At 66.5% G+C, this 25,375-nt stretch carries 21 protein-coding genes; 17 read left to right on the plus strand and 4 right to left on the minus strand.

Going from position 1 to position 25,375, the window contains the following annotated elements; genetic code table 11:
* Positions 1 to 17: 17 nt before the first annotated feature.
* Positions 18 to 413: a hypothetical protein gene (locus tag ABD259_RS22835; RefSeq protein WP_344165246.1), complete on the minus strand. Its 396-nt coding sequence runs from the start codon at positions 411 to 413 to the stop codon at positions 18 to 20.
* Positions 414 to 545: 132 nt separating this feature from the next.
* On the opposite strand from ABD259_RS22835, the gene ABD259_RS22840 reads away from it, so the two are divergent.
* Complete coding sequence (locus ABD259_RS22840) at positions 546 to 1,217, plus strand: TetR/AcrR family transcriptional regulator C-terminal domain-containing protein (RefSeq protein WP_344109635.1); 672 nt, start codon at positions 546 to 548, stop codon at positions 1,215 to 1,217.
* Between the two features lie 171 nt (positions 1,218 to 1,388).
* On the opposite strand, the gene ABD259_RS22845 is transcribed toward ABD259_RS22840, so the two are convergent.
* The gene (locus tag ABD259_RS22845; RefSeq protein WP_344109633.1) at positions 1,389 to 2,690 is read right to left on the minus strand and encodes a serine hydrolase domain-containing protein; all 1,302 of its coding nucleotides are present in this window, start codon (positions 2,688 to 2,690) and stop codon (positions 1,389 to 1,391) included.
* A 684-nt stretch (positions 2,691 to 3,374) separates the two neighbouring features.
* Here ABD259_RS22845 and ABD259_RS22850 point away from each other — a divergent pair.
* From ABD259_RS22850 to ABD259_RS22920, 15 genes are all read left to right on the plus strand, one after another.
* Positions 3,375 to 3,986, plus strand: coding sequence for a hypothetical protein (locus tag ABD259_RS22850; protein WP_344165247.1), 612 nt, complete (start codon positions 3,375 to 3,377; stop codon positions 3,984 to 3,986).
* 104 nt (positions 3,987 to 4,090) lie between these two features.
* Complete coding sequence (locus ABD259_RS22855; RefSeq protein ID WP_344109144.1) at positions 4,091 to 4,276, plus strand: hypothetical protein; 186 nt, start codon at positions 4,091 to 4,093, stop codon at positions 4,274 to 4,276.
* A gap of 126 nt (positions 4,277 to 4,402) precedes the next feature.
* Entirely contained in the window at positions 4,403 to 5,431 is a 1,029-nt protein-coding gene (locus ABD259_RS22860; protein WP_344165248.1) for a 3-oxoacyl-ACP synthase III family protein, read from the plus strand.
* A gap of 6 nt (positions 5,432 to 5,437) precedes the next feature.
* On the plus strand, positions 5,438 to 5,671 hold the full coding sequence (locus tag ABD259_RS22865; protein WP_344109150.1) for a hypothetical protein: 234 nt from the start codon (positions 5,438 to 5,440) through the stop codon (positions 5,669 to 5,671).
* Positions 5,649 to 6,317, plus strand: a complete 669-nt coding sequence (locus ABD259_RS22870; protein WP_344109152.1) for a GNAT family N-acetyltransferase — start codon at positions 5,649 to 5,651, stop codon at positions 6,315 to 6,317. Before ABD259_RS22865 ends, ABD259_RS22870 begins: the two co-directional genes overlap by 23 nt.
* Positions 6,314 to 7,108 carry an SDR family NAD(P)-dependent oxidoreductase gene (locus ABD259_RS22875; RefSeq protein WP_344109154.1) on the plus strand — a complete coding sequence of 265 codons (795 nt, stop codon included), beginning with the start codon at positions 6,314 to 6,316 and terminating at the stop codon, positions 7,106 to 7,108. The genes ABD259_RS22870 and ABD259_RS22875 overlap by 4 nt, the downstream gene beginning before the upstream one ends.
* On the plus strand, positions 7,105 to 8,022 hold the full coding sequence (locus tag ABD259_RS22880; protein WP_344165249.1) for an ACP S-malonyltransferase: 918 nt from the start codon (positions 7,105 to 7,107) through the stop codon (positions 8,020 to 8,022). The genes ABD259_RS22875 and ABD259_RS22880 overlap by 4 nt, the downstream gene beginning before the upstream one ends.
* Complete coding sequence (locus tag ABD259_RS22885; protein ID WP_344109158.1) at positions 8,009 to 8,902, plus strand: hypothetical protein; 894 nt, start codon at positions 8,009 to 8,011, stop codon at positions 8,900 to 8,902. The genes ABD259_RS22880 and ABD259_RS22885 overlap by 14 nt, the downstream gene beginning before the upstream one ends.
* 42 nt (positions 8,903 to 8,944) lie before the next feature.
* Positions 8,945 to 10,105 carry a glycine amidinotransferase gene (locus tag ABD259_RS22890; protein ID WP_344109160.1) on the plus strand — a complete coding sequence of 387 codons (1,161 nt, stop codon included), beginning with the start codon at positions 8,945 to 8,947 and terminating at the stop codon, positions 10,103 to 10,105.
* Complete coding sequence (locus ABD259_RS22895) at positions 10,102 to 17,253, plus strand: amino acid adenylation domain-containing protein (RefSeq protein ID WP_344109162.1); 7,152 nt, start codon at positions 10,102 to 10,104, stop codon at positions 17,251 to 17,253. The genes ABD259_RS22890 and ABD259_RS22895 overlap by 4 nt, the downstream gene beginning before the upstream one ends.
* Positions 17,250 to 18,083, plus strand: coding sequence for a thioesterase II family protein (locus ABD259_RS22900; protein WP_344109164.1), 834 nt, complete (start codon positions 17,250 to 17,252; stop codon positions 18,081 to 18,083). The genes ABD259_RS22895 and ABD259_RS22900 overlap by 4 nt, the downstream gene beginning before the upstream one ends.
* Positions 18,050 to 18,310: a hypothetical protein gene (locus tag ABD259_RS22905; RefSeq protein WP_344165250.1), complete on the plus strand. Its 261-nt coding sequence runs from the start codon at positions 18,050 to 18,052 to the stop codon at positions 18,308 to 18,310. Before ABD259_RS22900 ends, ABD259_RS22905 begins: the two co-directional genes overlap by 34 nt.
* Before the next feature lie 18 nt (positions 18,311 to 18,328).
* Positions 18,329 to 18,952 carry a flavoprotein gene (locus ABD259_RS22910; protein WP_344109169.1) on the plus strand — a complete coding sequence of 208 codons (624 nt, stop codon included), beginning with the start codon at positions 18,329 to 18,331 and terminating at the stop codon, positions 18,950 to 18,952.
* Positions 18,953 to 18,963: 11 nt separating this feature from the next.
* Positions 18,964 to 21,579 (plus strand): class III lanthionine synthetase LanKC, encoded by a 2,616-nt coding sequence (gene lanKC / locus ABD259_RS22915; protein ID WP_344165251.1) that lies wholly within the window; start codon positions 18,964 to 18,966, stop codon positions 21,577 to 21,579.
* A 54-nt stretch (positions 21,580 to 21,633) separates the two neighbouring features.
* Positions 21,634 to 22,353, plus strand: a complete 720-nt coding sequence (locus ABD259_RS22920) for a GAP family protein (protein WP_344109173.1) — start codon at positions 21,634 to 21,636, stop codon at positions 22,351 to 22,353.
* A gap of 100 nt (positions 22,354 to 22,453) precedes the next feature.
* On the opposite strand, the gene ABD259_RS22925 is transcribed toward ABD259_RS22920, so the two are convergent.
* Together ABD259_RS22925 and ABD259_RS22930 are read right to left on the minus strand one after the other, a co-directional pair.
* Positions 22,454 to 23,116: a response regulator gene (locus ABD259_RS22925; RefSeq protein ID WP_344109176.1), complete on the minus strand. Its 663-nt coding sequence runs from the start codon at positions 23,114 to 23,116 to the stop codon at positions 22,454 to 22,456.
* Positions 23,113 to 24,411, minus strand: a complete 1,299-nt coding sequence (locus ABD259_RS22930; protein WP_344109178.1) for a sensor histidine kinase — start codon at positions 24,409 to 24,411, stop codon at positions 23,113 to 23,115. Before ABD259_RS22930 ends, ABD259_RS22925 begins: the two co-directional genes overlap by 4 nt.
* A gap of 159 nt (positions 24,412 to 24,570) precedes the next feature.
* On the opposite strand from ABD259_RS22930, the gene ABD259_RS22935 reads away from it, so the two are divergent.
* Positions 24,571 to 25,173, plus strand: a complete 603-nt coding sequence (locus ABD259_RS22935) for a hypothetical protein (RefSeq protein ID WP_344109180.1) — start codon at positions 24,571 to 24,573, stop codon at positions 25,171 to 25,173.
* Positions 25,174 to 25,375: the final 202 nt, after the last annotated feature.

The following is a 25,375-nucleotide window of genomic DNA, read 5'->3' on the forward strand; positions in this document are numbered from 1 at the left end:
CGGGTGGGAGCTCGACCCTAGACACCGGCAGGGGTGGGCGGAACGCGGGCGATGCCGTGGAGCCGGTGCGTCTCGCGCTCGGTGAGCAAGCGTTCGGCGAGCTCGGTGGCGTCGCGGACGTCCCGCTTGGCCAGGCGCTTGCGGCGGTAGATGCGGTCGACGTAGCCGCGCGGACCGATCAGGGCGCGTTCCTTGGCGTAGGCGGCGCGCATCGCGTCGGTCAGCGCGGCGTCCAGCTCCATCCCGCACCGGCGGAGTTCCTCGGTCGAGGCCCCGTTCTCCTGAGCGGTGATCAATGCCTGCTCGGCCGCCGCCACCTCGTGCAGCAGCTGTGGCAGCCGCCGCGCGGCCTGCTCGTCCTCGCTGTGGCGGCGCCGGGCGTCGTCATCGACCTTGGGGCCGGTCAACCACATGCTCACTCCCGTGGATCGGCGTTGCGTGGATCAGGGTGTCAGGAGTCACTGTATGGGGTGATCCGCGTCACGGACGCACCCGAGGGGTGATTTCCACCACCGCCTTTACAAAGTAAGTCTATGATCGGGGGCGTGAGCCGAAACAACGCCGGCCTGAGCGCCGACCGCATCATCACCGAAGCCCTGCGCATCATCGACGGCCAGGGACTGCGCCGCCTGACCATGCGCCGCCTCGGGGACGCCCTGGAGGTGGAGGCCATGGCCGTCTACCACCACTTCCCCCTGGGCAAGGAGCAGCTGTTCGACGCCATCGTCGAATACATCACCGACGTCTCGCGGCCCCGGGGCACCGACGCCGAGACCGACGCGGGCGCAGAGGAGAGTGACACCGAAGCGGACGGCGCGGCCGAGGACGACCGCCCCTGGGACGAGCGGTTGCGCACGTGGGCACACGACTACCGGGCGGCGCTCCTGCGCCACTCCGGTGCGCTCCCCCTGTTCATCAACCGCCGCCCCGACACCGAGGCGGCACTGCGCGCGCTGGAGCTGCAGTACGCGGCCTTCGCCGAAGCGGGGCTGGAGGGCGCGGACATCGTGCGGGCGGCGTCCGCCCTGGAGGCCTACGTCACCGGTGCCGTCATCCGCGAGGTCCGCGGCGAGGGGCTGGCCAGCGCCCAGTCGGCCGCCTTGGACGGGCGGTTCGGACACGTTGCCCACCTGGGCGAGCTGACCGTCGACGCCGACCAGGCGTTCGGTGACGGCCTGGAGGCCCTCCTGCGATCGCTGACCAGCGGTACGGTTTAGTGCCCCCGCCGCGCCGTATCCCAGGTACTCGGGGACGGGGGAACACCGCCCCCTGGGCCTTGGCGTCCCCTCGCTCTTCCTCAGGGGGATCGAGGTCGGGCAAGCCCCCGCCCAGAGGTACCGCCCGGCCGCGGACGGCCGTTCCCCTGGACCGACGGGGCCTCAGGTTCGTCACGTCCAGGGCGACGGGAAGTACTCGTCGTACAGGTCGTGATCCGGCCAGTTTGATACCTGCTCAGCCGCCTGGTGAAGAAGATCGATGATGACCTGGTAATCGAGGCCCGACGGGTCGTCGCTCTGGTTGAACAGCGCGGCGAAGGTCGTTGCGTCCGGGTTGCGGGTCAGGTAGGTGGCAGTGCCCGGATAAAGCCCGGCATGGAAAGCACGGAAGCCAGGCTCTCCCGTACCCCCCGGGACGACGAACCATCCCAGGCCGTAGTACCACCCCCCTGGTTCGTGGCCGGTCTCGGGCTCGGAGAATGTGCGCTCCTTAGCTTCGAAACCGAGCACCGTGTCGGTGCCGTAGAGCGAGGCAAAGCGCACCATGTCAACCGCCGAGGACAACCAACTGCCGATTGCGGCCCGGCTCTCCAGCCGAAAGGTGCCATAGGGAGCGGCGACCTGCGCACCGGAGTCGTCCATCACGGTGCTCCCGGTCCGCTGCGAGAAGTAGCGCACCTCGGTTGGCGCCCGGTGCTCACGGAGGGTGCGGGCCAGCCGCATCCGCGTGATACCCAACGGGGCGAGCACGTTCCGCTGCACGAACAAGTCATAGGGCACGCCCGCGATGCTCTCCACGATCTCGCCCAACAGCATGTAACCGTAGTTGCTGTAGGCATATGTCGTCCCGGGATCATGGTCGAGCGGTCGTCCCGCGCCATAACGGACCACCTGGTCGATGCCGACCGGCAGCGACGCACCGAGCGCCTCAGCGGCGGCGACGTCCTCCAAGGTGATATCGCCGGAGATGTCGCTATCCCAGCCTCCGAGGTGCTGAAGTAGCCGCCGCACCGTGATCTGGTCCAATCGGGGATCAGCGGTCTCGCCCGGGACCGGGGCCATGTCGACCAGGTCCGTCAGCCGGGCGTCCAGATCGAGATCTCCCCGCTGGACAAGGACGTTGGCTGCTACGCCGGTGACCGGTTTGGACAGGCTGGCGATACGGAACAGCGAGGTGGGCCCCAGACGACAGGCCTCGACAGTGTCGTCGGTCCACGCATAGGAGCGTGCCAGGACCAGGCGGTTATGGCGGGTGACCGCGAGCTGGCCGGCCGGGATGTTTCTCTCCTGCATGAACATCTTCATCGCGGCATCGAACGGGCGCAGTGCCGTGACGGGCCTGCCATTCTCTTGCCACGCCCGCTCCACCCCGGAAGCGGGGGAGGCTGTCGCCACTCCGCCGAGCATGGCTCCGATCCCCGTCATTCCCGCGAATGCGCCGAAGCCGCGCCGGGTGATGCTGTGTCCTGACATAGGTGTCCAACCCGTCTTGGGAGGCTGCGTTTCCAGACAACCGTGGGGGACTGCTCTCGGAAAACCAACCCCTTATTCGGTGACGGAGAGTCTTCAGCGGAAACGGAATGAGAACTTCTCATGGCGCGAAGATGCTCCACTGAGCCCTCTACCTTTCCCAGATCTCTGTTCGTCCATCACGGCGATCACGCTCTAACCGCTTCCACCAGCTCCGGATGGCTCGCGTCCCCCTGAAGGCACACCGAAACCGCTCGCGCTGCCTGCTTCCCTTCAAATCTGCAGCCTGCACCACTTCTCGCGTTCACGTCCGCACTCCCCGTAATTCCACTCCTCCGCGAACGCACGGAGGCACGCGACACCCAACCCAAGAATCGGCAGATCCTGCGCTCTGGCCACACACGGCCAAACATGAATGGGCTAGCCGACTTCTTCTGATCCACGATTGAAAACTCTGGTCACAGACGAGGGAGCCCATGCCACTAACCCCCTACCCGCACTGGACAACCCCGATATTTACGTGATCCACCACGTTCACTACCTGGCATATCTCGCAATTCCCCAGGTAGAGCCGCCAACAGTCCACTTCCGCCATCCTTGACACCCCTCCCATCATTCACTTAACGTTTTGATCACCTCAAAGGTGACATCAAGAACACCGGGGAACACGGGGGATGGACTCTGACTTTGGGCACAAGTCATGATCGGTCGACAGACTTCCTTCCAGTTGTTACGGCTGACCAGGAAGAACTGCTCGACTCAGTGCTTTCACATCCGTTTTCATATGTATCGACCACGGGGCCCATATGGCGCACCGCACGCCAGCGGGAGCAATTCATCGCCGACGACGGATCCTCGCACCTCGTCGTACGAGTGCAGGGGAACCTAGTTGGCGCGGTCACCTGGAGTACCGGTCAGACCCCCGGATACTACCGGCTGACAATCATCTCCGCAGATGACGACGCATGGACGCCTCATCTGGTGGAAGCGGCGATTCGGGAGGCCATCTCCATGATCGCCCGATCGTCGGAGGCGAAACGGATCGAGTTGCTCGTTCCGGGGTACGACATTCCATTAGTCGACTACCTCACGGCGACTCACAACTTCGAGATCGAGGGCGTACTCCGCGATCGTTTCTTCATCGATGGCAGGTACTGGCCAGGGATCATATGCCGCGCCGACATAGAAAAGTTCCGCCCCCAAGAGCGAGCCAGTAATGAAGAGCGTGCAGAGCTCTTGGATCGCCTACGCGATAGAGCAATGAACGACCTTTCTTCTGCGCAGACCCGGCCTTTTTAAATACGCGGATAACCTTACCCAGGGCTTCCACACCCGCGCGCTCTCCCATCCTAATAGCCGCACGCCCTCCCTCCAATAATCTGCGAACCCTCCCGCCCCCGCTGATGCTGTCTGCCCAGCGGACGGAGATAACGCTTCCAAGCTTCACCATGGAAAACAGTGGTGAATCCAAAAAAGAAATGAAAGGAAGAATGAAAATGGAACTCAACGACGTTATGGACCTGCAGGGCACCGAGATTATCGCTGACGGCGTCGAGCTGCCGGCCAGCACCGCCAGCGACGGCTGCTAAGTGGAGTTCAACCCGCTCATGAGCGAATTCCGCTCATGACCTGTGCAGGCCGGGACCCTGCCGGGCGCTCCGGTGCCCGGCCTGCCTTTCGGCCCCTCAGATGACAGATCGAGAAAGTTGGTCGCCATGCCCGCATGGGCGCTTGCGCCTGTCAGTCCGGTCAGCGTCGGAATCGCCCTTCCGGACAACGTCGTCTCGAACGCCAGACTCTGTGAGGACCTTGACTCCACTCCCGCATGGATCGAGGAGAAGACGGGGATCAAGGAGCGCAGGTTTCTTGATACTGACGAGAACATCACGGGGCTCGCGACGCAGGCGGCCGCCAACGCTCTCGCCAACGCCGACATCGCCGCATCCGACATCGACGTACTCGTCGTCGCCTGCACGAGTCCGGACTGGCTCATGCCCTCCCTTGGGGTCATGATCGCCACCGAGCTTTCCATCACCACCCCCCGCATCATCGACATCACACAACATGCCTGCTCGTCGTCGGTGTATGCGATCTACACCGCCGCCTGCATGCTCCAGGAGGAAGGGCTCGAGAACGCTCTTGTCGTCGGGGCCGAGTGCATCTCCCGCAACACCGACCCAAACGACCGGAGGACCCGGGTCTTCTTCGGGGACGCGGCGGCGGCCACGGTTCTGCGGAAGGGCGGCGCTACCGGGGCGTCCGAGGGGCTTCTCGGCTACGACCTCGGCAGCTCGCTCTCCCACGCCGTCGCCATGGCCTCCCCCTCCCAGCTCTGCCACGAGCGGGCGACCATGGGCCGCGAAGTGAGCCCGCGCTACCTGCGCATGGACGGAAGGGTCGTCTGGCAGGAAGCGACCACCCAAGTCCCGAAATCCATCAATGACGCCCTGGCGGCCTCCCAGGTCGACGTACATCAGGTCAACGCTTTCGCCCTCCACCAAGCCAGTGCCGTCCTCGTGCGACACATCACCGCCTCGATGGGGATCGACAAGGAGAAGGTCGCCGTCACCGCGGAATGGCTGGGCAACACTGCCGCGGCCTCGCCGCTGACCGCCCTGTGGCAACTGGCCAGGGACGGGCGCACCAGGCGCGGCGACCATCTTGTGATCAGTGCGATCGGAGCCGGGTTTCTCTGGGGCTCCCTCTGTTTCAAGCTGCCGAACGACATCGTCGCTGAAGGTTGAGATCCGATGGAAGAACTGCAGAAGATCTTCTCCCGCCTGTTCGCCGAACGTACGGGAGGCGAGACGCCCGACGCCGACACAGTGGTATTCGGCGCTGACAGCACATACGGACTGGAGTCGATGGAGACACTCCGGTTTGTCTCCGAGCTCCTCCCCACCTATGGAGACAAGGTCTACGACCTCAGAGTCGAGGAGATGACGACACTGAGGAGCGTCCATGACCAGCTCAAGGGCGCCTAGCACAGCGGCGATGAAAGGTGTGATGTGCGAACTCCTCCCCTTTCGCCGGTGCGACGCCGCGAAGGTCGCTGAGTGGTTGACGGCGACGGAGTGCGAAGCACTTCTCCGCGGGACCGCCGGAACCCTGTTCCGCGAGTCGAGCTACGCGGCCCTTGACTCGGGAAGAGGTCGTGCTGCCCTGGTGGCCGACACCAGGGGACAGGTGCTGGGTCTGGTCCACTTCTGGGAGCTGGGTCCCGGGGTATACGAGGTCGGCGGAACAACAGCCGACGAGCGCTGGTGGCGCACGGGGATCGGTCTCGAAGCCGCGGCGCTGCTCGTCGACTACCTGTTCGAAGTCGTCAACTGCAAGCGCGTGGAATTCACCACCGGGATCCACAACGCGTTGACCGTCCGGTTGGGCCTGGACGACGGAATGGCGATCGAGGCGATCTGCCGCGACTACTTCGGAACCGTGGGCGGGGTCGTCCATGCGGTGAAGTCCGGATTGACGCGGGAGGAGTACTACCAGCCTTACCCCCACTATCAGCCGCGCGTCGGTCGGCGCCTCGACCAGGGCCGATTGGACTCCAGCGCTGCCGCCATCACCCAACGCCTGGATGCCCGGCGGCTCGCCCGGCGCATCACTGAGGAGTATCGAGCATGACTTCGACGAATGGGTCGACGAACGGCCTTGACAGCACCGGCGCCCGCACTGAGTACCGCAATGTTCTGGTGGTCGGCGGTACCAGCGGTCTCGGCCAAGCCGTCGCCCGCGAATTCGCGCGGAACGCCCGGACCGTCCACATCTCCTACCACGGACGGCACGAGCTTGCGCAGAAGGCCGCCGCCGACGTGTCCAACCTCGGTGGATCGGCGCAAGTCCATCAGCTCACCCTGCCTGATGACGACCCCAAGGGACCGAACATCCGGCGGCTGTTCGGCGAGATCGGACCGTGCGACGCCGTGGTGAACTGCGCCGTCACCAACGACGCGGTCATGGCGACCATCGCCAACGCCGCCCGGTTCCGCGCGGTCGTGGACGCCAACATCTTCGGGACCTACCAGGTGAGCTCCATCGCGGCTCAGGCGATGGCCGCGACCGGGGGAGGCTGCGTCGTCAACATCTCGTCCATCCTCACGAAGAAGTACATCGTGGGCGCTATGGGATACATCACGAGCAAGGCCGCGATCGAGTCCATGACGCGCGGCTTCGCGCGCGAGTTCGGGCGCCTCGGCGTGCGTTTCACCGCCGTCTCCCCCGGGCCGATCCGGGATACCCGGCTGCTGGCGACCGTTCCCCAAGAAGCCATCGAGGAGATCATGGGCGGCCCTGACTACGAGGAGCGGCTGCTCCCGCCGCAGAAGGTGGCGGCCGCGGTCCGCGCGATCGCCGGCCCCGAATTCTCGGCCATGAACGGCGAAGTGGTCACTGTAGACGATGGGTTTTCACTATGACTCCGACCGGCTCCTACATTTTTCCGTCCCAGGTTGTCCTCACACCTGAGCTCAGGCAGCTCTGCCTGCGGGCGCCGTCGATGCGCCCCCTGCTCGACATGGCCAGCGACACGCTGTCCATGGATTTCCGCGCCATCCTTCGTGACGCCAGTGACGAGGAGGCCAACGACCCGCGGTTCCGGCGCCCCCTGATCAACATGATGGGAATCGCTGGATACAAGGAGGAGCTCCGGAGAGGCGACCTGCACCCCGTGTGCGTCACCGGCATCAGCTTGGGGTTCCTCAGCGCGGCCGCGGCAGCGGGCTGGGTGTCGATGGAGGACATGGTGCGAATGTCCAACACCATGGCCTCCATCGAAATGGAGGTGTTCGAGGGGACGGACCTCACCAGTGTCTTCTTCTACAACTGCGACTACACGAAGGTGTTCGAGGAGCTCCGCGCGCAAGACCTGGACTCCCTGCTGCACATGTCCGTCGTGGTGTCCTCGAACCAGTTCATCGCCGCCTGCCATGAGGCCGACGTCCGCAATCTGCGGCCCGCCCTGGCGAAGGCGGGCGCGCTGTTCAAGGTCATCCCGTACAGCTTCCCCGGCCACTGTGACCTCATGGGAGAGGTCAAGACACGTTTCGCCGAGGAATGGACGTTCCGCGACCCCTGTTCGAACTTGTCCATCCCGATCGTCAGCATCAATGACGGTCGCCCCTACACGAGTTCGGAGGCCATCTGGGAGCTGGCGACCGAGCAGTACACGACGGTTCTGCAGTGGAACGACGTCCTGTCCTACCTGGAGGGATTGGATCTCGATGGCCACGTCGTGCTGGAACCGTCGGACTTCGTCCTCAAGGCGATGTCGCTCGACCCGTCCTGCGGCTTGAAAGCCCGTTCCGGAGGAATACTCGATGTCAGCGAGTAGATCCCTCATCTTCCCCGGCCTCGTCCCCCTGAGCTTGCCGAACTTGGAGGCCGTGGTAGGGGTGGATGACGGCCACCTGTCCATCGCGGCACATGTGTGCGGCGTGGCCCCGGCCGATGCGGTGGCCCGGTACGGGGCCAACCTCCCGCAGACTCTCCACGAGGCCCTCCTCGCCGTGGCGGTCATCCGGCGAATGGAGAAGGAGCCCCTGGGCTGGACCGCTTTCGGTGGCCTGAGCGCCGGAGTCCTGCCCGCCCTCTACGCGGCGGGTGCGATTGCCGAGGAGGACTGCTTTCGGCTCGCTTACGAGATCAACAGCAGCCAACTGCGCGCGGGCCGACAGCGCCGCAGCGGCACCACCATCGCCGCCCTCACCTCGTCGGAGGGGGACGCCGAACGGCTCGTAGAGGTACTCGGGGAGAGAGGGTATAAACCGCACCTCTCCGTGGACCTCGGCGGCGGCCTGGTGGCCGTCGCCCTCCCCACAGGTGACCCCCTGCCTGTCACGGAGTTGCTGCATCGGCTCGGGATCATGGTCCTCGACTCCATCGACCGCGCCGAGCACTGCCCCTTCGCTCTCCCCCGCAAAGAGGAGTTCCGCTCGCTCCTGGACACCGTCGAGTTCCGGAGCCCAACGGCCACCGTGATCTCGCCCCTCACCGGCGAATGTCTCGGATCCTCACCCGACGAACTGAAGCACATGCTGGTCGAGCAGTGGTTCGACACCGCCCGCCTCCCCAAGACGGTAGACGGGCTCCTGTCCGTCTCCGGTGTGAAGGGCGTGGACCTGGTCTCTCCGGAAAGCTCGGTCTATGTCTCGTGCACGCGCAACCTCCTGCGCGGCCGGGCTGACCACCGCCTGCTCACTCTGCCGGGATGAAGCGACCGGCCGCCCCACCCCGCCCGACCTAGGAAGGATCCCATGGCCAACGGTGACGGAACCGCTGTCGTGAACTCGTGGAACGAGTGGGACACGCTCAGGGAAGTGGTCGTCGGATCAGCGGACGGCGCCTGCTACGAACCCACCGAACCCGGTAACAGACCCCAGGTCCGCGACAGACCGGACGAGCCCTTCCCTACCGGCCCCAAGCCGCCAGAGGTCATCGCCAAGGCCAACGAGGAACTGGACCGGCTCGCCGAGGTGTTGGAGTCGCGCGGCATCGTGGTCCGCAGACCCGCTCCGTACGACTTCAGCCAACCGCTGAGGACCCCTCACTTCGGTGTGGAGAACCAGTACTGCGCGGTATGCCCACGGGACGTAATGATCACCGTCGGCAACGAGATTATCGAGGCCACCATGTCCCGGAGGGCCCGGTACTTCGAATACGAGCCCTATCGCCACCTCGTCTACGAGTACTGGGAGTCCGACCCCCGGATCTCCTGGACGGTAGCCCCCAAACCCACCATGGCCTCCGCGATGTACCGGGAGGAGTTCTGGACGTGGCCGCTGGAGGAGCGCCATAGGCGCATGCACCAGTCGGAGTTCTGCGTCACCCAGGATGAGGTCGTGTTCGATGCCGCCGATATGAACCGGTTCGGTAGGGACATCGTCGTCCAGGAGTCCATGACGACGAACAGGGCGGGGATCCGATGGCTCAAGCGACACCTAGAGCCACGTGGCTTCCGCGTCCATCCCGTGCACTTTCCGCTCGACTACTTTCCCTCGCACATCGACTGCACCTTCGTGCCGTTGCGGACCGGCCTGATCCTGACCAACCCAGACCGCCCGCTCCGCGAGGACGAGGTTGCGCTGTTCACCGAGAACGACTGGAAACTGGTGGAGGCCCCCGAGCCCGTCCTGTCCAACTCCGAGATGCCCACACACTGCCAGTCCTCGAAATGGCTGTCGATGAACGTGCTGAGCATCTCCCCCACCACGGTGATCTGTGAGGAGCAGGAGGCTCCGCTGCACGACCTCCTGACCGACATGGGATTCGAGGTACTCACTGTCCCGTTCCGCAACGTGTTCGAGTTCGGAGGCTCACTGCATTGCGCGACCTGGGACATCCGACGGGATGGAACGGCGGAGGACCTCTTCCCCCGGGCTAAGTACACGCCGCTGACCGCCGGGAGCTCCCGGTGAACACAGCCGCCACCTTCCCGTCGTCGACCGTCCACGGGTTGATCGGGCAACGCATCGCCGAAGCACACGCGGACGCCATCGCGATGGTGGATGGTACTCGCACGGTCACCTACCGCGAGTTCGGTGCGATGGCCGACCGTGTCGCCGAGGAAATGGCTCGTCGCGGCATCGGACATGGCGAATTCGTCGGGGTGCGGATGCCGCGGTCGCCAGAGGCGATCGCGGCCATGCTGGGTGTGCTTCGGTCCGGCGCCGCCTACGTCCCCATCGATATTGGTGACCCTGCGGAACGGGTGCGGCACATCGCGACGACCTCCCGAATGCCATTGGTGATCACCTGCGAGTCGGCGGATCCGTGGGGGGAGGCATCGGCCGACGTCCCTGCTCCGGTTCTGGTGCTGCCCCAGGAAGGCCTCCTGAGCGCTGCGCACCGAGGCGCGGCCACTCCGCTCGCACGTCCGGTCACAGACCCCGCGGCTCCGGCCTACGCGATGTTCACCTCGGGCTCCACGGGAGCCCCCAAGGGTGTGGTGATGCCCCATGGCTCCTTGGTCAACATGGTGACCTGGCATGGCCGCGCACGCCCGTCGAGCTGCGCGCTGACCACCGCGCAGGTGTGCTCACTGAGCTTCGACTTCTCTTTCCATGAGATCTTCTCCACGCTGGCCTTCGGCGGCACCCTCGTCTTCGCCGCCGAGGAGGTCCGACGCAACCCCTACGCCCTGCTGGAGTTCCTCAAGCGCGAGGGAATCGAACGACTGTTCCTCCCGGTGACCCAGCTCGATCACCTGGCCAGGGTTGCAGCGGAGAAACGTCCTCCGCAGCGGCTGCGCGAGGTCGTGACCACAGGAGAACAGCTGCGTATCACCCCCGCGATCCGGTCGATGTTCCGCAGCAGCCCTACGCGCCTGCACAATCACTACGGCGCGACGGAGTTCCAGGACGCCGCGACGCACACCCTGGACGGATCCCCGGAGACGTGGCCGGATATCGTGCCGATCGGCCACGCCATCGACGGTGTCCAGCTGCGCATCCTCGACGAGGATATGCGTCCGGTCCCCCCAGGCGAGGCCGGGGAACTCTGCGTCGCCGGAGCCGGTGTCGCACTCGGGTACCTTGGACGACCCGACCTCACCTCCGAACGGTTCGTCGCCGACCCGTCCGGCGACGGGCGAATGTACCGCACGGGAGACCTCGCCCGTCGCCACCCGGACGGGGGGATCGAGGTGCTGGGGCGGATCGACGCGCAAGTCAAGATCGGCGGTGTGCGGATCGAGACCGGCGAGATCGAGGCGCAGCTCATGCGGCACCCTGAGATCGACGAGGCAGCCGTGGCCGCCCACGACATCGACGGAAGCCAGCGCCTCGTCGCCCACGTCGTCACCGCCTCCGAAACCGAGCGGGCCGACCTGCGGCGACAGTTGCACGGTCACCTTGGCGCACGGCTACCCGCAGCCATGCTGCCGCACGCGTATCGGTTCCACACCGCGCTGCCCCTCACGCCCAGCGGCAAGACCGATCGCGCCCGGCTCCGCCCACCGCGCACCTTCGACCGTCTTATCCCGTCCGATGTCGTCGCCCCGCGCGACGAGACCGAGCGAACCCTTGTCGACATCTGGCGGGACATCCTGCGACTGGACGCGGTATCGGTCGAGGACTCCTTCTTCGACCTGGGCGGTACCTCCCTGCTCCTCGTCGAACTGCGGGCGGAGCTTGCCGCACGGTTCGGGCACGGTGTCCCGATGGTGGACCTGCTGCGTTACCCCACCATCAGCGCGTTCGCTCGGCATATCGAGCGGAACCGCCTGCCCGCTCCCCGCCCGGACGCCGACAGGTCCGCCTATCACGTCGGCCGCGATGCCGGGGGCGGCGCGATCGCCATCATCGGCATGGCGGGGCGGTTCCCCGGGGCACCGGATGTCGAGGCGCTGTGGACCAACCTGATGCGGGGCGTGGAATCCGTCGAGGAACTCGGCGATGTCGCCCATGCCCAGCGAGACCAGCGCTTGGCCAACCACCCCGACTATGTGCGGATGGGTGCCGTCCTGCCGGGAATCGACGGCTTCGATGCCGAGTTCTTCGGCTTCACCGCGAAGGAAGCCGATGACCTGGACCCGCAACATCGCCTCTTCCTGGAGTGCGCATGGGAGGCACTCGAAGATGCGGGGTACGCCCCCGGTGGCAGCGGCACCGGAAACGTGGGGGTGTTCGGCGGTTCCGCGATCAGCACATACCTCATCAACAACCTCCTTCCGCACTACGGGTACGGTCACGGACGGGCGTTAACCGAGGCCGACATCGAGCAGTTCCAACTGAAGCTCGGAAACGACCCCGCCTATCTGACCACACGTGTCTCGCACGCCCTCGACCTGGTGGGGCCGAGTGTCAACGTGCACACCGCGTGCTCGACATCCCTGGTCGCCGTCCACCTCGCCGCTCAGAGTCTTCGTGATGGCAGCAGCGATATCGCCCTGGCCGGGGGCGTGCGCATCGCCGTCCCGCAGAATGCGGGATACCTGTATCAGGAGGGCATGGTCCTGTCCCCGGACGGTCGGACCCGCGCGTTCGACGCAGCGGCATCGGGCACCATGTTCGGCAACGGCGCGGGGATCGTCGTTCTTAAACGGTTCGAGGACGCACATGCCGACGGTGACCGGATCATCGCCGTCATCAGGGGATCCGCGGTTAACAACGACGGAGCTGACAAGATCGGTTTCACCGCGCCGAGTGTCGGCCGCCAGGCCGACGTGGTCCGCACCGCCATGGACGCCGCAGGGGTGGACGCGGAGGACGTCGGCTATGTCGAGGCCCATGGAACAGGAACAGCCCTGGGTGACCCGATCGAGGTGGCCGCGCTGCGCGAGGCGTTCTCTGGGGCCTCGCGATCCGGCTACTGCGCCCTCGGGTCGGTCAAGACGAACATCGGGCACCTAGATGAGGCCGCGGGCATCGCCGGACTCATCAAGGCGGCGCTGTGCGTCGAGCGCGGCATGCTGGTCCCCAGCCTGAACTACCAGAGGGCCAACCCGGAGATCGACTTCGCGTCATCGCCCTTCTACGTCAGCCGCACCGCCGAGCCATGGCGTTCGGAGGGCCGACCGCGTACGGCCGGGGTTACCTCCCTAGGCGTCGGTGGAACCAACTGCCACGTCATACTCCAGCAGGCGACCGGCCCCACAGCCGAGTCGCATCACGCCGCCACCGCCGACTCATCGACGGCTGATGAAGCGCACCTGCTGGTTCTCAGCGGCCGGAGTCCCGAGGCGGTCAGGGAGCTCCAGAGACGCTACGCCGACCTCCTCGCCCGGCCGACCGCACCCTCCTTCGCCGACGTGTGTTTCACCGCCGCCGTGGGGCGACGCCACTTCCCGCACCGTCTCGCCGTAACAGCGACGTCGGCAGCCGACGCCGCCGCCCGCCTCCAGGAGGCCGACGGCGCGACAGTCCCCGCCGCTCACCGCGGAACGGCCTACCTCTTCCCCGGTCAAGGTCCGCAATACCCGGGTATGGGGCGGGAGCTGTACGATCGGGTGCCGCTCTTCCGCGATGTGATCGACGAGTGTGACCGCCTCACCCGGGACCGCCTCGATGTAGCACTCCGCGATGTCCTGTTCACCTCGGGCAGGAAAGAGTCACTCATCGGGCAGACTGCCTATGCCCAGCCGGCCTTGTTCGCCTTTGAGTACGCGTTGGCCGAGGTGTGGCGTTCCTGGGGGGTCGCCCCCGACGTCCTCCTCGGGCACAGCCACGGCGAGTACGCGGCCGCCTGCCTCGCTGGGGTGTTCTCCCTGGAGGACGGGCTGATGCTGGTGTGCGAACGCGGACGACTGACGCACACCCTTCCTGAGGCCGGTGAGATGGTGGCCGTCTCGGCGTCCGAATCGGTCGTCGCCCCGCTCCTCGGTCCGCGCACCGCGATAGCGGCGGTCAATGGACCGGAGTCCGTCGTCATCTCTGGTCGCGGGTCCGAGATCGATGCGGCATGTGCTCGGTTGGAAGAACGCGGTGTCCGCACCCGCCGCCTGGACATCTCCTTTGCGTCGCACTCCCCCCTCGTGCTGCCCATGGTCGAGGAGTTCGGACAGGCCGCGAGATCCGTTCGCTACCAGGATCCGCGCATCCCGATCGTCTCGTCGTCGACGGGGAAACCCGTCGGCGACGCGATGGCGACCCCCGCGTACTGGATCGAACAGATCACGCGACCCGTGCGCTTCCACGACGCCCTCACCGAGCTGGAGAAAACCGCCGCCACGGCGCTACTCGAGATATCGCCCAAGCCGACTCTCTTGCACCTCGCTGAAGAGGTCGTCGACCCCGACCGGACCTCCTTTATAGCCGCGGTCCGCCCTGAGCGGCCGTGGGAACACGTACTTGGGGCCCTCGGCGACCTCTACGTGCAGGGAGTCGATGTCGACTGGGAGGCGGTGCATGGCCGACGGTCCGGCCGACGCGTCCGTCTCCCGACGTATCCCTGGCAACGCCAACGACACTGGATCGAACCCCAGGCGGACGGACGGGTCGATCCTGCCTCCGGGGCGGCGCCCGGCCCCACGACGCCGCTGCTCGGGCCACGGCTGGATCTCGCCGACGGCGGTGTCTGCTTCGACACCGTCGTGGCGCCCAACGGCGTCCCGTGGCTCCAGGATCATCGTGTGTTCCAAACGGTGGTGATGCCCGGTGTGGCCTACATGGAGATGGCGCTCTCTGCGGCGCGGGAGGTCTTCGGCCCGTCGGTCCCCCTCGAGACGCGCGACTTCCACATCCACCGGGCGATGGCGTTCGCCGATGTCGCGGACCCGCGTCAGATACAGGTGGTGCTACGTCCAGAGGAGGATGGGCGGCTGTCCTTCGAGGTCCACTCACGCCCAGCGAGTTCCGGCGGCCCATGGACGCTGCACGCTTCGGCAACCCTGACTAGGGCCGCCCCGGTGGATGCGTCGGCGGCCCGGCACGTGGCACCGGACGAGCTCATCGCCGAGGTGGCCGAAAGCGAAGGCGATCCCGCCCTGGTCTACCGTCGGGAGGCAGAACGGGAAATCGACCTCGGCCGGTCATTTCAGGTCGCCAAGCGGCTGTGGTACGACGGCCTCTCGACCCTCTGCGAGATCGAGCTCTCCGAATCCGAGCATGTCGACGCGCCCCGCTACCACGTGCACCCGGTGATTCTGGAGGCGTGCTTCCTCGCGCTGACCATGGCCTACCCCGAGCGAGTCGGCCGGAGGACCTATGTGCCCCTGGGGGTCGCGGAGATCCGGGCCGAGTCGGCCGAGGGCGTCCCCACGTGGTGCCGGACACGCCTGCGCCCGCCGGAATCACACGATCCGGAGACACTCAGAGCGGACGTCGAGCTGTTCACCGCGGCCGGGGCGGTCGTCCTCACGATGTCCGGAGTCCTGCTCAAGCGGGCCGACCGGAAGACGATGCTCCCCCCGGGCTCCGAACCCTGGCGGAGCTGGCACTACCGCACGCGCTGGCTTCCCGCCCCGTCGGGCCCCACGTCGTCGCCGAAGGGCGCCGCCCGCTGGCTGGTCCTGGCGGACGACGACCTCGGCCCCGCACTGGCCGGGGAGGCCAGCCGCCACGGAATCGAGTGCGATCTGGACACCACCGACGGCCCTGTGCTCGGTGACCGTCTCTATGACCTCGTGGTGGCATGCTGGTCCGCGACGTCCGAGACGGCCTCCGGGCAGAGCGGTATCGATATGAGCACTTCTCTGCTCGGTATCGCACAGCAGGTCACGGCTGGTGGCGGATCGGGGTCGGCGCTGTGCGTCGTGACCCGCGGTGCCCAGCCCGTGGCCGGTGATCCGGTGACGGCCCCCGCCCAGTCGGCGCTCTGGGGAATGTGCGCTGTCATCGCCGCCGAGCTGCCGGAGCTCGGCTGCGACCAGGTGGACCTGGACCCTCGCATCACCCCTGTTGAGCAAGTGTCCCAGCTCTGTGCGGAGCTGCGGTCACGCCACACGGACCGCGGTGGACGACGAACCGGGTACCGCGACGGCCGCAGGTACCGTGCCGTCCTGCGTGAGGCGCCACTCTCTGCCACCGAAGACACCACGCCGCCCGTACGGCCGGACGCTACCTACATGATCACGGGAGGTCACGGCGGCCTGGGCTTGGAGGCGGCGGAGATGCTCGGGCGTTCCGGGGCCCGCCACCTCGTGCTGGTCGGACGCAATCCTCCGACCCAGGAGGCGGAGCGACGGCTATCGGAGCTGCGCGCTCGCGGCGTCCGCGTCAGCTCGGCTATCGCCGATGTCGCTGACTTCACGTCGCTTTCCGGAGTGTTCGAGCGGATCAGGAGTGACTCCGCTCAGCCCCCGCTGGGCGGTGTGCTGCACCTCGCGGGCGTCCTCGACGACGGCATGCTGCTCCTTCAGACACCTCAGCGGTTCACCCGGGTTATGGCGCCCAAGGCACTGGGGGCGTGGCACCTGCACGTGCTGACCCGCGAGCTCCCGTTGGACTTCTTCGTGCTCTTCTCCTCCGCTTCCGCCCTGTTGGGAACGGCGGGACAGTCGAACTACGCCGCCGCCAACGCATTCCTGGACGGCCTTGCGTCCTTCCGACGCGCAGCGGGCCTGCCCGCGACCGCTATCCAATGGGGATCGTGGGCCGAGGTCGGAATGAGCGCGAGGCTGGGCCTGGACTCACGGTCGAACGACGGAGAGGGCGTCCTGCCGCGGGAGGACGGTCTGGCTCTCCTCACACACCTGCTCGCGAATGGTGATGGCGGCCCGGTCTCCGCAGTCCTTCCCACCGACTGGAGGCACTTCCCCCGCCGCGACTCCAGCGCGCTCGCTGACCTCCTCAGCGAGATGCCTGAGCGTCCGCCCACGGCCCCACAGGCCCGAGGCCCCTCCTTCCTCGACGCCCTTCGCTCCGCCCCTGATGGGCGACGGGGTGACCTCCTCGTCACCCACGTCCGGGAACACGTTCGCGCGGTGGCCGGAGGGTCGGAGGTGCCTGCTGACGCCGACATCTTTACGTTGGGGATCGATTCTCTGAAGGCGATCGAGTTGCGGCGCGGGCTCCAGCAGAGCCTGGGGGTCCGGATCCCCCCGTCCCTGGTCTTCGAGCATCCTACGAGCGCCTCTCTGGCCGATCGGCTGTTGAGCGAACTCACGGAAGGGAGCGGATCGCGTTGACCGGCATCAGGCTGATCTGCCTGCACCACGCGGGAGGAAGCCCGAGCGTGTTCTCCCCCTGGGTGCGGGAGGCGCCCTCCGGTGTGCAGGTCGTCACGATCGCCCTGCCCCAGGCCGAGGGCCCAGCGCGTCGTCGCCGATACCGGACTATCGAGGACCTGTTGCCCGTGCTCGCGGCGGATATCGAGGACCAGCTGAGCGACAGCGGCACCGGCCCCTATGTGCTGTTCGGGCACAGCATGGGTGGGCTGCTGGCATACCTGCTCGCCCGTCGCATGGCGGAAGGAAGCGGTCCGGTTCCAGCGGCCCTGGTCGTCGCCGGATATGGCGCTCCGCACGCATGGACGGTAAGCCTGGACTACGGCGACGACCGCGATCTGGTTCGGCGATTGCACGGCATCGGTGGGCTCCCCGACTGGGTCGTCGCCAACCCCGTCTGGTTGGAGCCGATGCTGGGACCGGTCCGGGACGATGTCGAGGTGTGCCGCTCCTACCGCCACACACCTCAGCAGGAAAAACTTCCCTTTCCTGTCCACGTGTTCGCGGGCAATGACGACCTGCTCATTCCCCGCGAGTATTTCTTGGCGTGGCGGGAATATGCCGATGAGGTCTCGATCAATTTCGTGGACAGCGGCCACTTCCTTGTGTCCGAGGACACCGGGCACTTCAGAAAGTTGATCTTCGAACTTGCACTCGGACAGCTACTCCCGCCCCCACGAAAAGATGGTAGACAAGATACGAATCACCCGTTCGAGCGGTGGCTGCCGGGCCACCAACACGACCGCATCGGAGATCCATGCGCTTCAAACTCATCCTCGGCCTCACCCTGATCGCCGCCGGAGCGGTTCTCGCGCTCTTCTTCTGGGATTTCGAGTACCGCTGGTTCCAGGGCGGCCCCCTTGGCCTTCTCTTGATCCTGCTGGGCGTTCTCGACCTGGGCGACGAGTACCGGAGGTCCAAGGGGCACAGGCCCCGCACGCTCCTCGACGACATCCGCGATGATTTCGGAGGGGGCAAATCTCGAAATAACGGCGACCAGGATGAGGGACGGCGCTAGAAAGGCATGTTCGCCCACATGACGAGTTTCGACCGCAGCGACGAGGCGAAGTCCAGAAAGGCAAGTCTATTCCTCATCTCCACGGGCACGCTGTCCACCGCGCATCTCCCCTTCTGGTTGAACTGGCTCTTCGCGAATCGGCCGAACTACTCCGTGACTGTGGGCCTGACCGAAACCGCGAAGCAGTTCGTCAGCACAACCGCCGTCACTGCGCTGACAGGAACCCCCACCGTCGCCAATACATGGTCCACGGCGAATGGGCTGGAGCCTGTCCACACCAGGATCGCCAATGACCATGACGGCATCATCGTCTACCCCGCCTCAGTGAACTTCCTGTCCTCACTCGCGGCGGGGTCGGGCGCCGGTCCCTTCACCCTCGGTGTTCTAGGCGCCCGGGTCCCGGTGATCGTATGTCCGTCATTCCCCCCGGACGTGGCCGACAACCAGATCATTCGCGACGTGCTGGCCCGCATTTCCAGCGTGCCCAACTACCTCCTTGTACGCGGACAGAAATCGGTAAGCCGCAGCGTCGATCGTGACGCCCACGTCGCGGCCCCTCTCTGGGATGCGATCAGCGCCTTCGAAAGCGCCTTGTCCGACGCCAACGAGGCCGACATCGATGCCGACCAGACGACCGCCTGAGAAAGGCCGGCATGGACCACTACTACTTCAATTTCGCTGACCCCGACGCCTATGACGACATCTCCCGCTGGAGGTGCCATCCTGGCGATCCCCGTTTCCGGAAGCTCGCCCATGGACCTGTTCCCATCGCATACAGGAACGGCTGGACCTACACCGACCGCGGGATCTGGACGGTATGCGCACCCGACGGTACGACACTGGGTCGGCAGGGATGGAAACTCCACCTCGCGGTCACACAGAGCTCTTTCGATTCCCTCCTCCGCATCGCGCGCGCGACCGGTTACGCACACGTTGTCCCGTTCAAGTACCTGGCCCGATACGAATACGCGTGGATCGTGAACGCCAAGTACGCCCCGCGCTCGGGCAGCGGCAAAGGCATCGTCTTCTACCCGGGCTCCACCGAGCAGGCTGTGGAGATCGCACGGGAACTGGTGTCCCGGACACGGGGGGTTCCGGGCCCCCGCATCTTGTCCGACCTCCAGCTCGACGGCACCGTCGTCCACGCCCGCTACGGCGCGTTCGTTCGAATGCACTGCCGTACCAACGCCGGCGACGTCACTCTGGCGATGGAAGACGAATCGGGGGAGAGGGTCCCTGATCCCCGCTCGGTGCCGTTTTCCGCCCCGACGTTCATCTCGGTGCCCGAGGCATTCACCCGAATGTCAGCCCCCGTGTCGGCGAGTGCGGGCGGGGCGTCGGGCACACCGCCGTACCGGATCGAACGCGCGCTGCACTTCAGCAATAGCGGTGGCGTCTACTTGGCTACGCACTCCGACACCGGGCAGTCGGTCGTACTCAAGGAGGCGCGTCCCCTGGCCGGCCAGGACCTCCACGGCGGGGACGCCGTGGCCCGTGCTCGCCACGAGTACACCGCGCTTCGAAAGCTCGCTGACCTCCCGGAGTTTCCGGAGGTATATGAGCAGTTCACGTGGCAGTCTCACGTGTTTACCGCCATGGAGTACGTCCCGGGCAACACCCTCCAGGAGTGGTGCGCGGCGAACCACCCCTACCTGTTGCGTCCGGATCCGTTCCGTCCTCCCTCACCGGAGGAGATCCGCACCTACCGGGAGAAGGTCGACCACATCCTCGACCAGATCACCAAGGCGATCCACGCCATCTGGGAGCGGGGCTACATCTTCGGAGACATCCATTCCGGCAACGTGCTCGTAACCCCGGACCTGTCGATCTCCCTCATCGACTTGGAGACGTGTGTCCCCCACGACGCTGACCGCCCACTCCCCGGAGCCCCCGGCTTCAGCCACGTCAGCAAGACCGGACGCGCCTCCGACGAGCATGCCCTGCGCATGCTGGAGCTCTCGTGCTACCTGCCGATCACTCCCTTGGTCCGCTTCGACGACACCAAGCTTCGGCAATTCCTCACGACGAGCCGGACGATGTTCGATATTTCATCGACCTGGGCCGATGAAATCGAGCGCATCTGCGGACAGGGTGCCTCCGCGCCCGCCCCCGAACTCTCGCCTTCCCCTGGTCTCCTGAACGAGGAGGCCGGATTCGCAGACTGGGCGGATCGGATCCTCACCGGGTGGCGCTCCCGGATGACACCGGAACGCTCCGACCGCCTACTTCCCAATGACCCGACGGGATTCGCGCTGTCTCCGGTCTCCCTGGCCACTGGAGGCTCCGGCATCCTCTGGTCTCTGCTGGACACCGATGAGCTCAATGATGCGGACCTGGTCCGCGAGGTAACCGAGTGGACCATACGTCGCGGGCGCTCAGGGACCGAACGCTTAGAGTGCGGCCTCTTTGACAGCGAGCTGGGCGCGGGCTGTGTCCTGCGCCGAGCTGGATATCCTGACCAGGCAAAATGGCTTGTTGACATGGCATTGGGCAAGGACCGCTCCGGATGCAATTCAAGCGTTTTCAGCGGCACGGCCGGAGCACTTCTGGCCGCGGCGGAGCTGGCGTCCGGCCCCGATCCTCTGCTGGAGTCCTCCCACGTGGAACAGATCGGCGCGGAACTCACCGAGCGTGCCGCGCTGATCCTCGCCGGGCTACGCGCGAACGAGAACGGCGAACGGCGTCAGGCCTACGGATTGATGCACGGGCTGGCCGGGATCGCCCTCGCGCTGCACCGCTATGGCGTGCTCGTCGACGAGACGATGGCCGTCGCCATGGCTCGGGAGCTCATGGAATTCGAACTGGACGCCTACATCCGCTGCAAGGACGGCTCGCTCCAGTTCAATGACCGGGGACGGCGGACGCTGGCGTACCTGGAGGAGGGATCCTGCGGAAGCGCGCTCGTCCTAGCGGAGCTGGAGGCGCACGAAGGATGGCAGTCGAGTCGTGCCTCGGTCGCCGACCTGATCCGGGCAATGGGGCCGGAGCTCATGGTCCAATCCGGCCTGTTCCGGGGTCGCAGCGGATTCCTCGCCGGGCTCACCCGTCTGTCGCGGCTCGGGTTCGGCGAGCAGACTGAACCTCTGGTCAAACGGCACATGAGCTGGCTGGGTCTGCATGAACTTCGGACGGGTAACGGTCAGCTCCACTTTCCCGGGGCGGGGAACTTCAAGCTCTCCTGCGACCTGCGCACCGGGAGCGCCGGTGTCCTCGTCGGGGTCGCGTACGCCTCAGGACGGCGCGAGGAGTGGCTGCCGGGCATGTTCTGACGCGCCCCCGGAGAGGACCGTTCCAGTTCCTACGGAAAGAAGGACGCTCCACCTGTGAATGTGCCCGTCGACCTGGTCGCGCGCGTTATTCCCCTCGCCCTCCTCGACACGGTCAGCGTCTCCACGCTGGCGATCCCCATATGGTTCCTCCTGACGCCGCGGAGCCTACGAATCGGCAACGTCCTTGCCTACCTCCTCCTAGTAGGCAGTGCCTACCTGGTCCTGGGGATCCTGCTGATGGGATTGCTGAACCGGGTCCGTTCTCCGCTGGAAGAGGCCCTGGCTTCCCCCGCCGGGGACACCGCGCTAGCGGTCGCCGGGGCCGGATTCCTCCTGGCCGGCCTCTGGCACGGCGTCCGGCCACAGGAGAGCTCACGCCGTGGACGTCTGACCGAATGGCGCAATGCCGCAGTCGGCGAGAACGCGACGACGCGAGGGCTGGTCACCGTGGCCCTTATCGCCGTACTCATCGAGGTCGCGACGATGTTCCCGTACCTCGCCGCCCTGGACATACTCACCCGCTCCGCTGCCCCATGGCACACCGGAATCGCCGTCCTCGCGCTCTATTGCCTGGTCATGATTGCACCCGCCCTGCTCGCGACCCTTGTCCTGCTCGTGTCCCGCGGCCTGATGCGCCCTGTCCTCGCCCGCGTCGACCGCTGGCTACGCGCCAACGCACGCGAGAACACCGCCTGGCTCCTCGCCATCGTCGGGATTCTCCTGCTGTCCAACTCCACTCTGTTCACCCATGTCCTGGACACGCTGCGGAACTGATCTTCGGAACCGACGCGGACCCAGCGGACAGGCGCGCCACACGCGGCCCGGTCGGTGCGGCACCCATCAATAAGCCCCGTTGACGAGCATGGCGAAAGAACTACGCTTCGAGTTCCTGGGCGATGATGGCGGCTTGGACCCGACTGCGCAGGCCCAGTTTGGCCAGGATGCGGCTAACATGCGTCTTGGTCGTGGTCTCGGTGATGGACAGTCGGCGGGCGATCTGCTGGTTGCTCAGCCCCTCCCCCACGCACGCCAAAACCTCGTGCTCGCGTGGGGTGAGTTCGTCGAGAGCGACCCGACTGACCTCCGGTGCCTGCGGCCCTACGCCCCCGCTGAACCGGGCGCCGGCACCGGCGAACTCGGCGATGAGCCGCCTGGTGACGGCCGGTGCAATCATCCCCTCGCCGCGGGCCACGACGCGGACCGCCTCAACCAGCTCGTCAGCCTCGATGTTCTTCAGCAGGAACCCGGCGGCTCCGGCTCGCAGCGCGCCGAACACGTACTCGTCGAGGTCGAAGGTAGTCAGGATCAGCACGTCCACCCCGATCCCGGCGAGGTCCCTGGTGGCCGCGATACCGTCCTTACGCGGCATCCGCACGTCCATGAGAACGACGTCGGGCAGGTAGCGGCGCGCCACGTCGACGGCCTTCTCGCCATCGGCGGCCTCGGCGACGACGTGGATGTCCGGCGCGGCGTCCAGGATCATCACCAGCCCGGACCTCACTGCCCACTGGTCCTCAGCAACAACGACCCGGATCACGCGCCCATCCCCGCTCTCTGTCCATCGGTGTCCCCGGGAGTGTCCGACTGTCCGATCGGCAGTTCGGCCCGAACCCGCCACCATGTCTCCGCGTCTTCCAACGGCCCGGCTTCAAACCGGCCGCCCACCATGGCGACGCGTTCCCGCATCCCGGCGATCCCCGAGCCTCCGCCCAACTCCGAACGCCAGGTAGGGTCCGGCTGGACCGGCACTGGATTCACCGCGGTCAGCACCAGTCGGTCAGCCTCCTGCCGTGGCCCCGACGCGGCGTACTCCACGGTGATCACGACCCTCTGGGGTTCGGCGTACCGCAGCGCATTCGTCAGCGACTCCTGGACGATCCGGTAGGCAGCGGCGTCCACACGCGCCGGGAGGGGGCACGCGGTGCCCCACTCCTGCACACGCACGTCCACCCCAGCTTCGCGGACGCTGTCCACGAGCCGGTCGACCTCGCTCAACCTCGGAGTGATGCGCTCCAGGTCGGGGGCGTCATCGGCGCGCAGTACGCTGATCATCTGCCGCATCTCCGCCAGGCCCTGCACACTGTTCTCCCGCACCACATCGAGGACCTGGCGAACCTGTTCCGGATCGGGGGCACGCATCGACAGCGCGGCCGTTGACTGCACCGCGATGGCGCTCAGGTGGTTGGCGATGACATCATGTAGCTCCCGTGCCATTCGAGTGCGCTCCTCCGCGACGGCGTTTCCCCGGTCAAGCTCGGCCATACGCGCGACCTGTTCGGCCCGCTCCCGCTCCAGTCGGGCCCGGAGCTGGTGCTCTCGCACACTCAGCCCACCCAGCATCGGGGAGAAGAAGACCAGGGCGTAGAGACCGAGGAGCTGGATCCCCTCCAGCGCCCCGCCAGGCAGTCGACCATGGGCGAGCAGGTACACGCAGACGACGACCACCACGACGGCACCGATGATCACCGCGACCAACGAACCGTAGGCCGCTCGCCGACGCCCCCAGACCGCGACCGCGTAAAGCAGCTCACCGTAGACGAAGAACACCCAGGACGACGGTCCGACCGCCACGTCCGCGACGAGCACAGCGGTGCCGACCACAAGCGCCGGTTCAGGGGCGGTGCGCCGGAACGGGACGATCGCGCATACCCCGACCAGTGTCAGCAGCATCCAGTGCGGATCCGTATCCGCCCGGTGAGCGTAGGCCCCCAGGCCCCAGAGCAACAGCCCAAAGGCCAAGTGCAACCCGGCCCACAGCGTGCTGCCGAGGTAGAGCCGACCGCCGAGGATGCGCCGGTCGAGCAGCGCGTAGCGTCGGAGAAGCAGCGTCACGCCCCTATCTCAGCACGTCCGCACCGCCGACGCGTACTTCGAAGGTCGTACGGCGATCTCATCCCCCGCGCCGATCCCCCGTGCCGGGCCGTTTCCGCATGATGGGCGGGACGCGGGGCCGGTGGACGGGCCCCATGGCGGAACGAGGGGGGCGCGACGGTGATCGCGGCGGTGATTCTGGCGGTCGAGGCGCTGTTCTGGGTCCTCGTGCTGGGCGGGCTGTGCGCGCGCTACCTGCTGCGCATGCGGCGGCTGAGCACGGTGATGCTGCTACTCGTCCCCCTACTGGACGCGGTCCTGCTGACGGTGATCGCCGTCCACCTGTCCCAGGGGGCCAGCGCCGACGTGACCCATGGCCTCGGGGCGCTGTACCTGGGGTTCACCGTCGCCTACGGGCATTCGGTCATCACCTGGGCGGACGTCCGATTCGCGCACCGCTTCGCCGGAGGCCCACCGCCTCCCCCGCGCCCCACCGCCAGGGCCGCCCGGCTGCGCCACGAGGGTGCCGCCTGGCTGCGCGGGCTGCTGGCCTGCCTCATCGGCGCGGGCGCGCTGGCGGGGCTGACCCTGTTCGTCGGCGACCCGGAGCGCACGGCCGTGCTGGACGGCTTCTACGCCCCGCTGGGCATCTTCATGTTCTGGAACACGGTCATCGCCGTGTGGGGCGCGGCTGAGGCACTGCTGTCCCGGGACGCCAAGGGCACAGAGCCGTCACCACACACACCGGTGGCGGCGGGTAGGGACCAGCCGCCCGCTCACTGAGCTTTTCACGCGCGATGCCCCCTTCCCCCGTCCCCCTTCCGTTGATCTCGGCGATATCGACCGAATTCCTGCGCTCTCAAGTTTCGGGTTTTTGGGGAGAAGGTGACAGGCCGCTTGCCCTGAGGTGAGATAACCCCTGGCCCCCTGCCGCGGGCCCGGAAACAAGGGAAGCATCGACGGTGCCAAAAGAAAGACCTCTCAC

This window comes from Nocardiopsis rhodophaea, from assembly GCF_039530945.1.
GTDB lineage: Bacteria > Actinomycetota > Actinomycetes > Streptosporangiales > Streptosporangiaceae > Nocardiopsis_C > Nocardiopsis_C rhodophaea.

Coding starts and splice junctions, on each gene's coding strand:
- ABD259_RS22835 (WP_344165246.1), bottom strand. CDS start 413: ATGTGGTTGACCGGCCCCAAGGTCGATGACGACGCCCGGCGCCGCCAC.
- ABD259_RS22845 (WP_344109633.1), bottom strand. CDS start 2,690: ATGTCAGGACACAGCATCACCCGGCGCGGCTTCGGCGCATTCGCGGGA.
- ABD259_RS22855 (WP_344109144.1), top strand. CDS start 4,091: ATGCTGTCTGCCCAGCGGACGGAGATAACGCTTCCAAGCTTCACCATG.
- ABD259_RS22860 (WP_344165248.1), top strand. CDS start 4,403: ATGCCCGCATGGGCGCTTGCGCCTGTCAGTCCGGTCAGCGTCGGAATC.
- ABD259_RS22865 (WP_344109150.1), top strand. CDS start 5,438: ATGGAAGAACTGCAGAAGATCTTCTCCCGCCTGTTCGCCGAACGTACG.
- ABD259_RS22870 (WP_344109152.1), top strand. CDS start 5,649: ATGACCAGCTCAAGGGCGCCTAGCACAGCGGCGATGAAAGGTGTGATG.
- ABD259_RS22875 (WP_344109154.1), top strand. CDS start 6,314: ATGACTTCGACGAATGGGTCGACGAACGGCCTTGACAGCACCGGCGCC.
- ABD259_RS22880 (WP_344165249.1), top strand. CDS start 7,105: ATGACTCCGACCGGCTCCTACATTTTTCCGTCCCAGGTTGTCCTCACA.
- ABD259_RS22885 (WP_344109158.1), top strand. CDS start 8,009: ATGTCAGCGAGTAGATCCCTCATCTTCCCCGGCCTCGTCCCCCTGAGC.
- ABD259_RS22890 (WP_344109160.1), top strand. CDS start 8,945: ATGGCCAACGGTGACGGAACCGCTGTCGTGAACTCGTGGAACGAGTGG.
- ABD259_RS22905 (WP_344165250.1), top strand. CDS start 18,050: ATGCGCTTCAAACTCATCCTCGGCCTCACCCTGATCGCCGCCGGAGCG.
- ABD259_RS22910 (WP_344109169.1), top strand. CDS start 18,329: ATGACGAGTTTCGACCGCAGCGACGAGGCGAAGTCCAGAAAGGCAAGT.
- lanKC (WP_344165251.1), top strand. CDS start 18,964: ATGGACCACTACTACTTCAATTTCGCTGACCCCGACGCCTATGACGAC.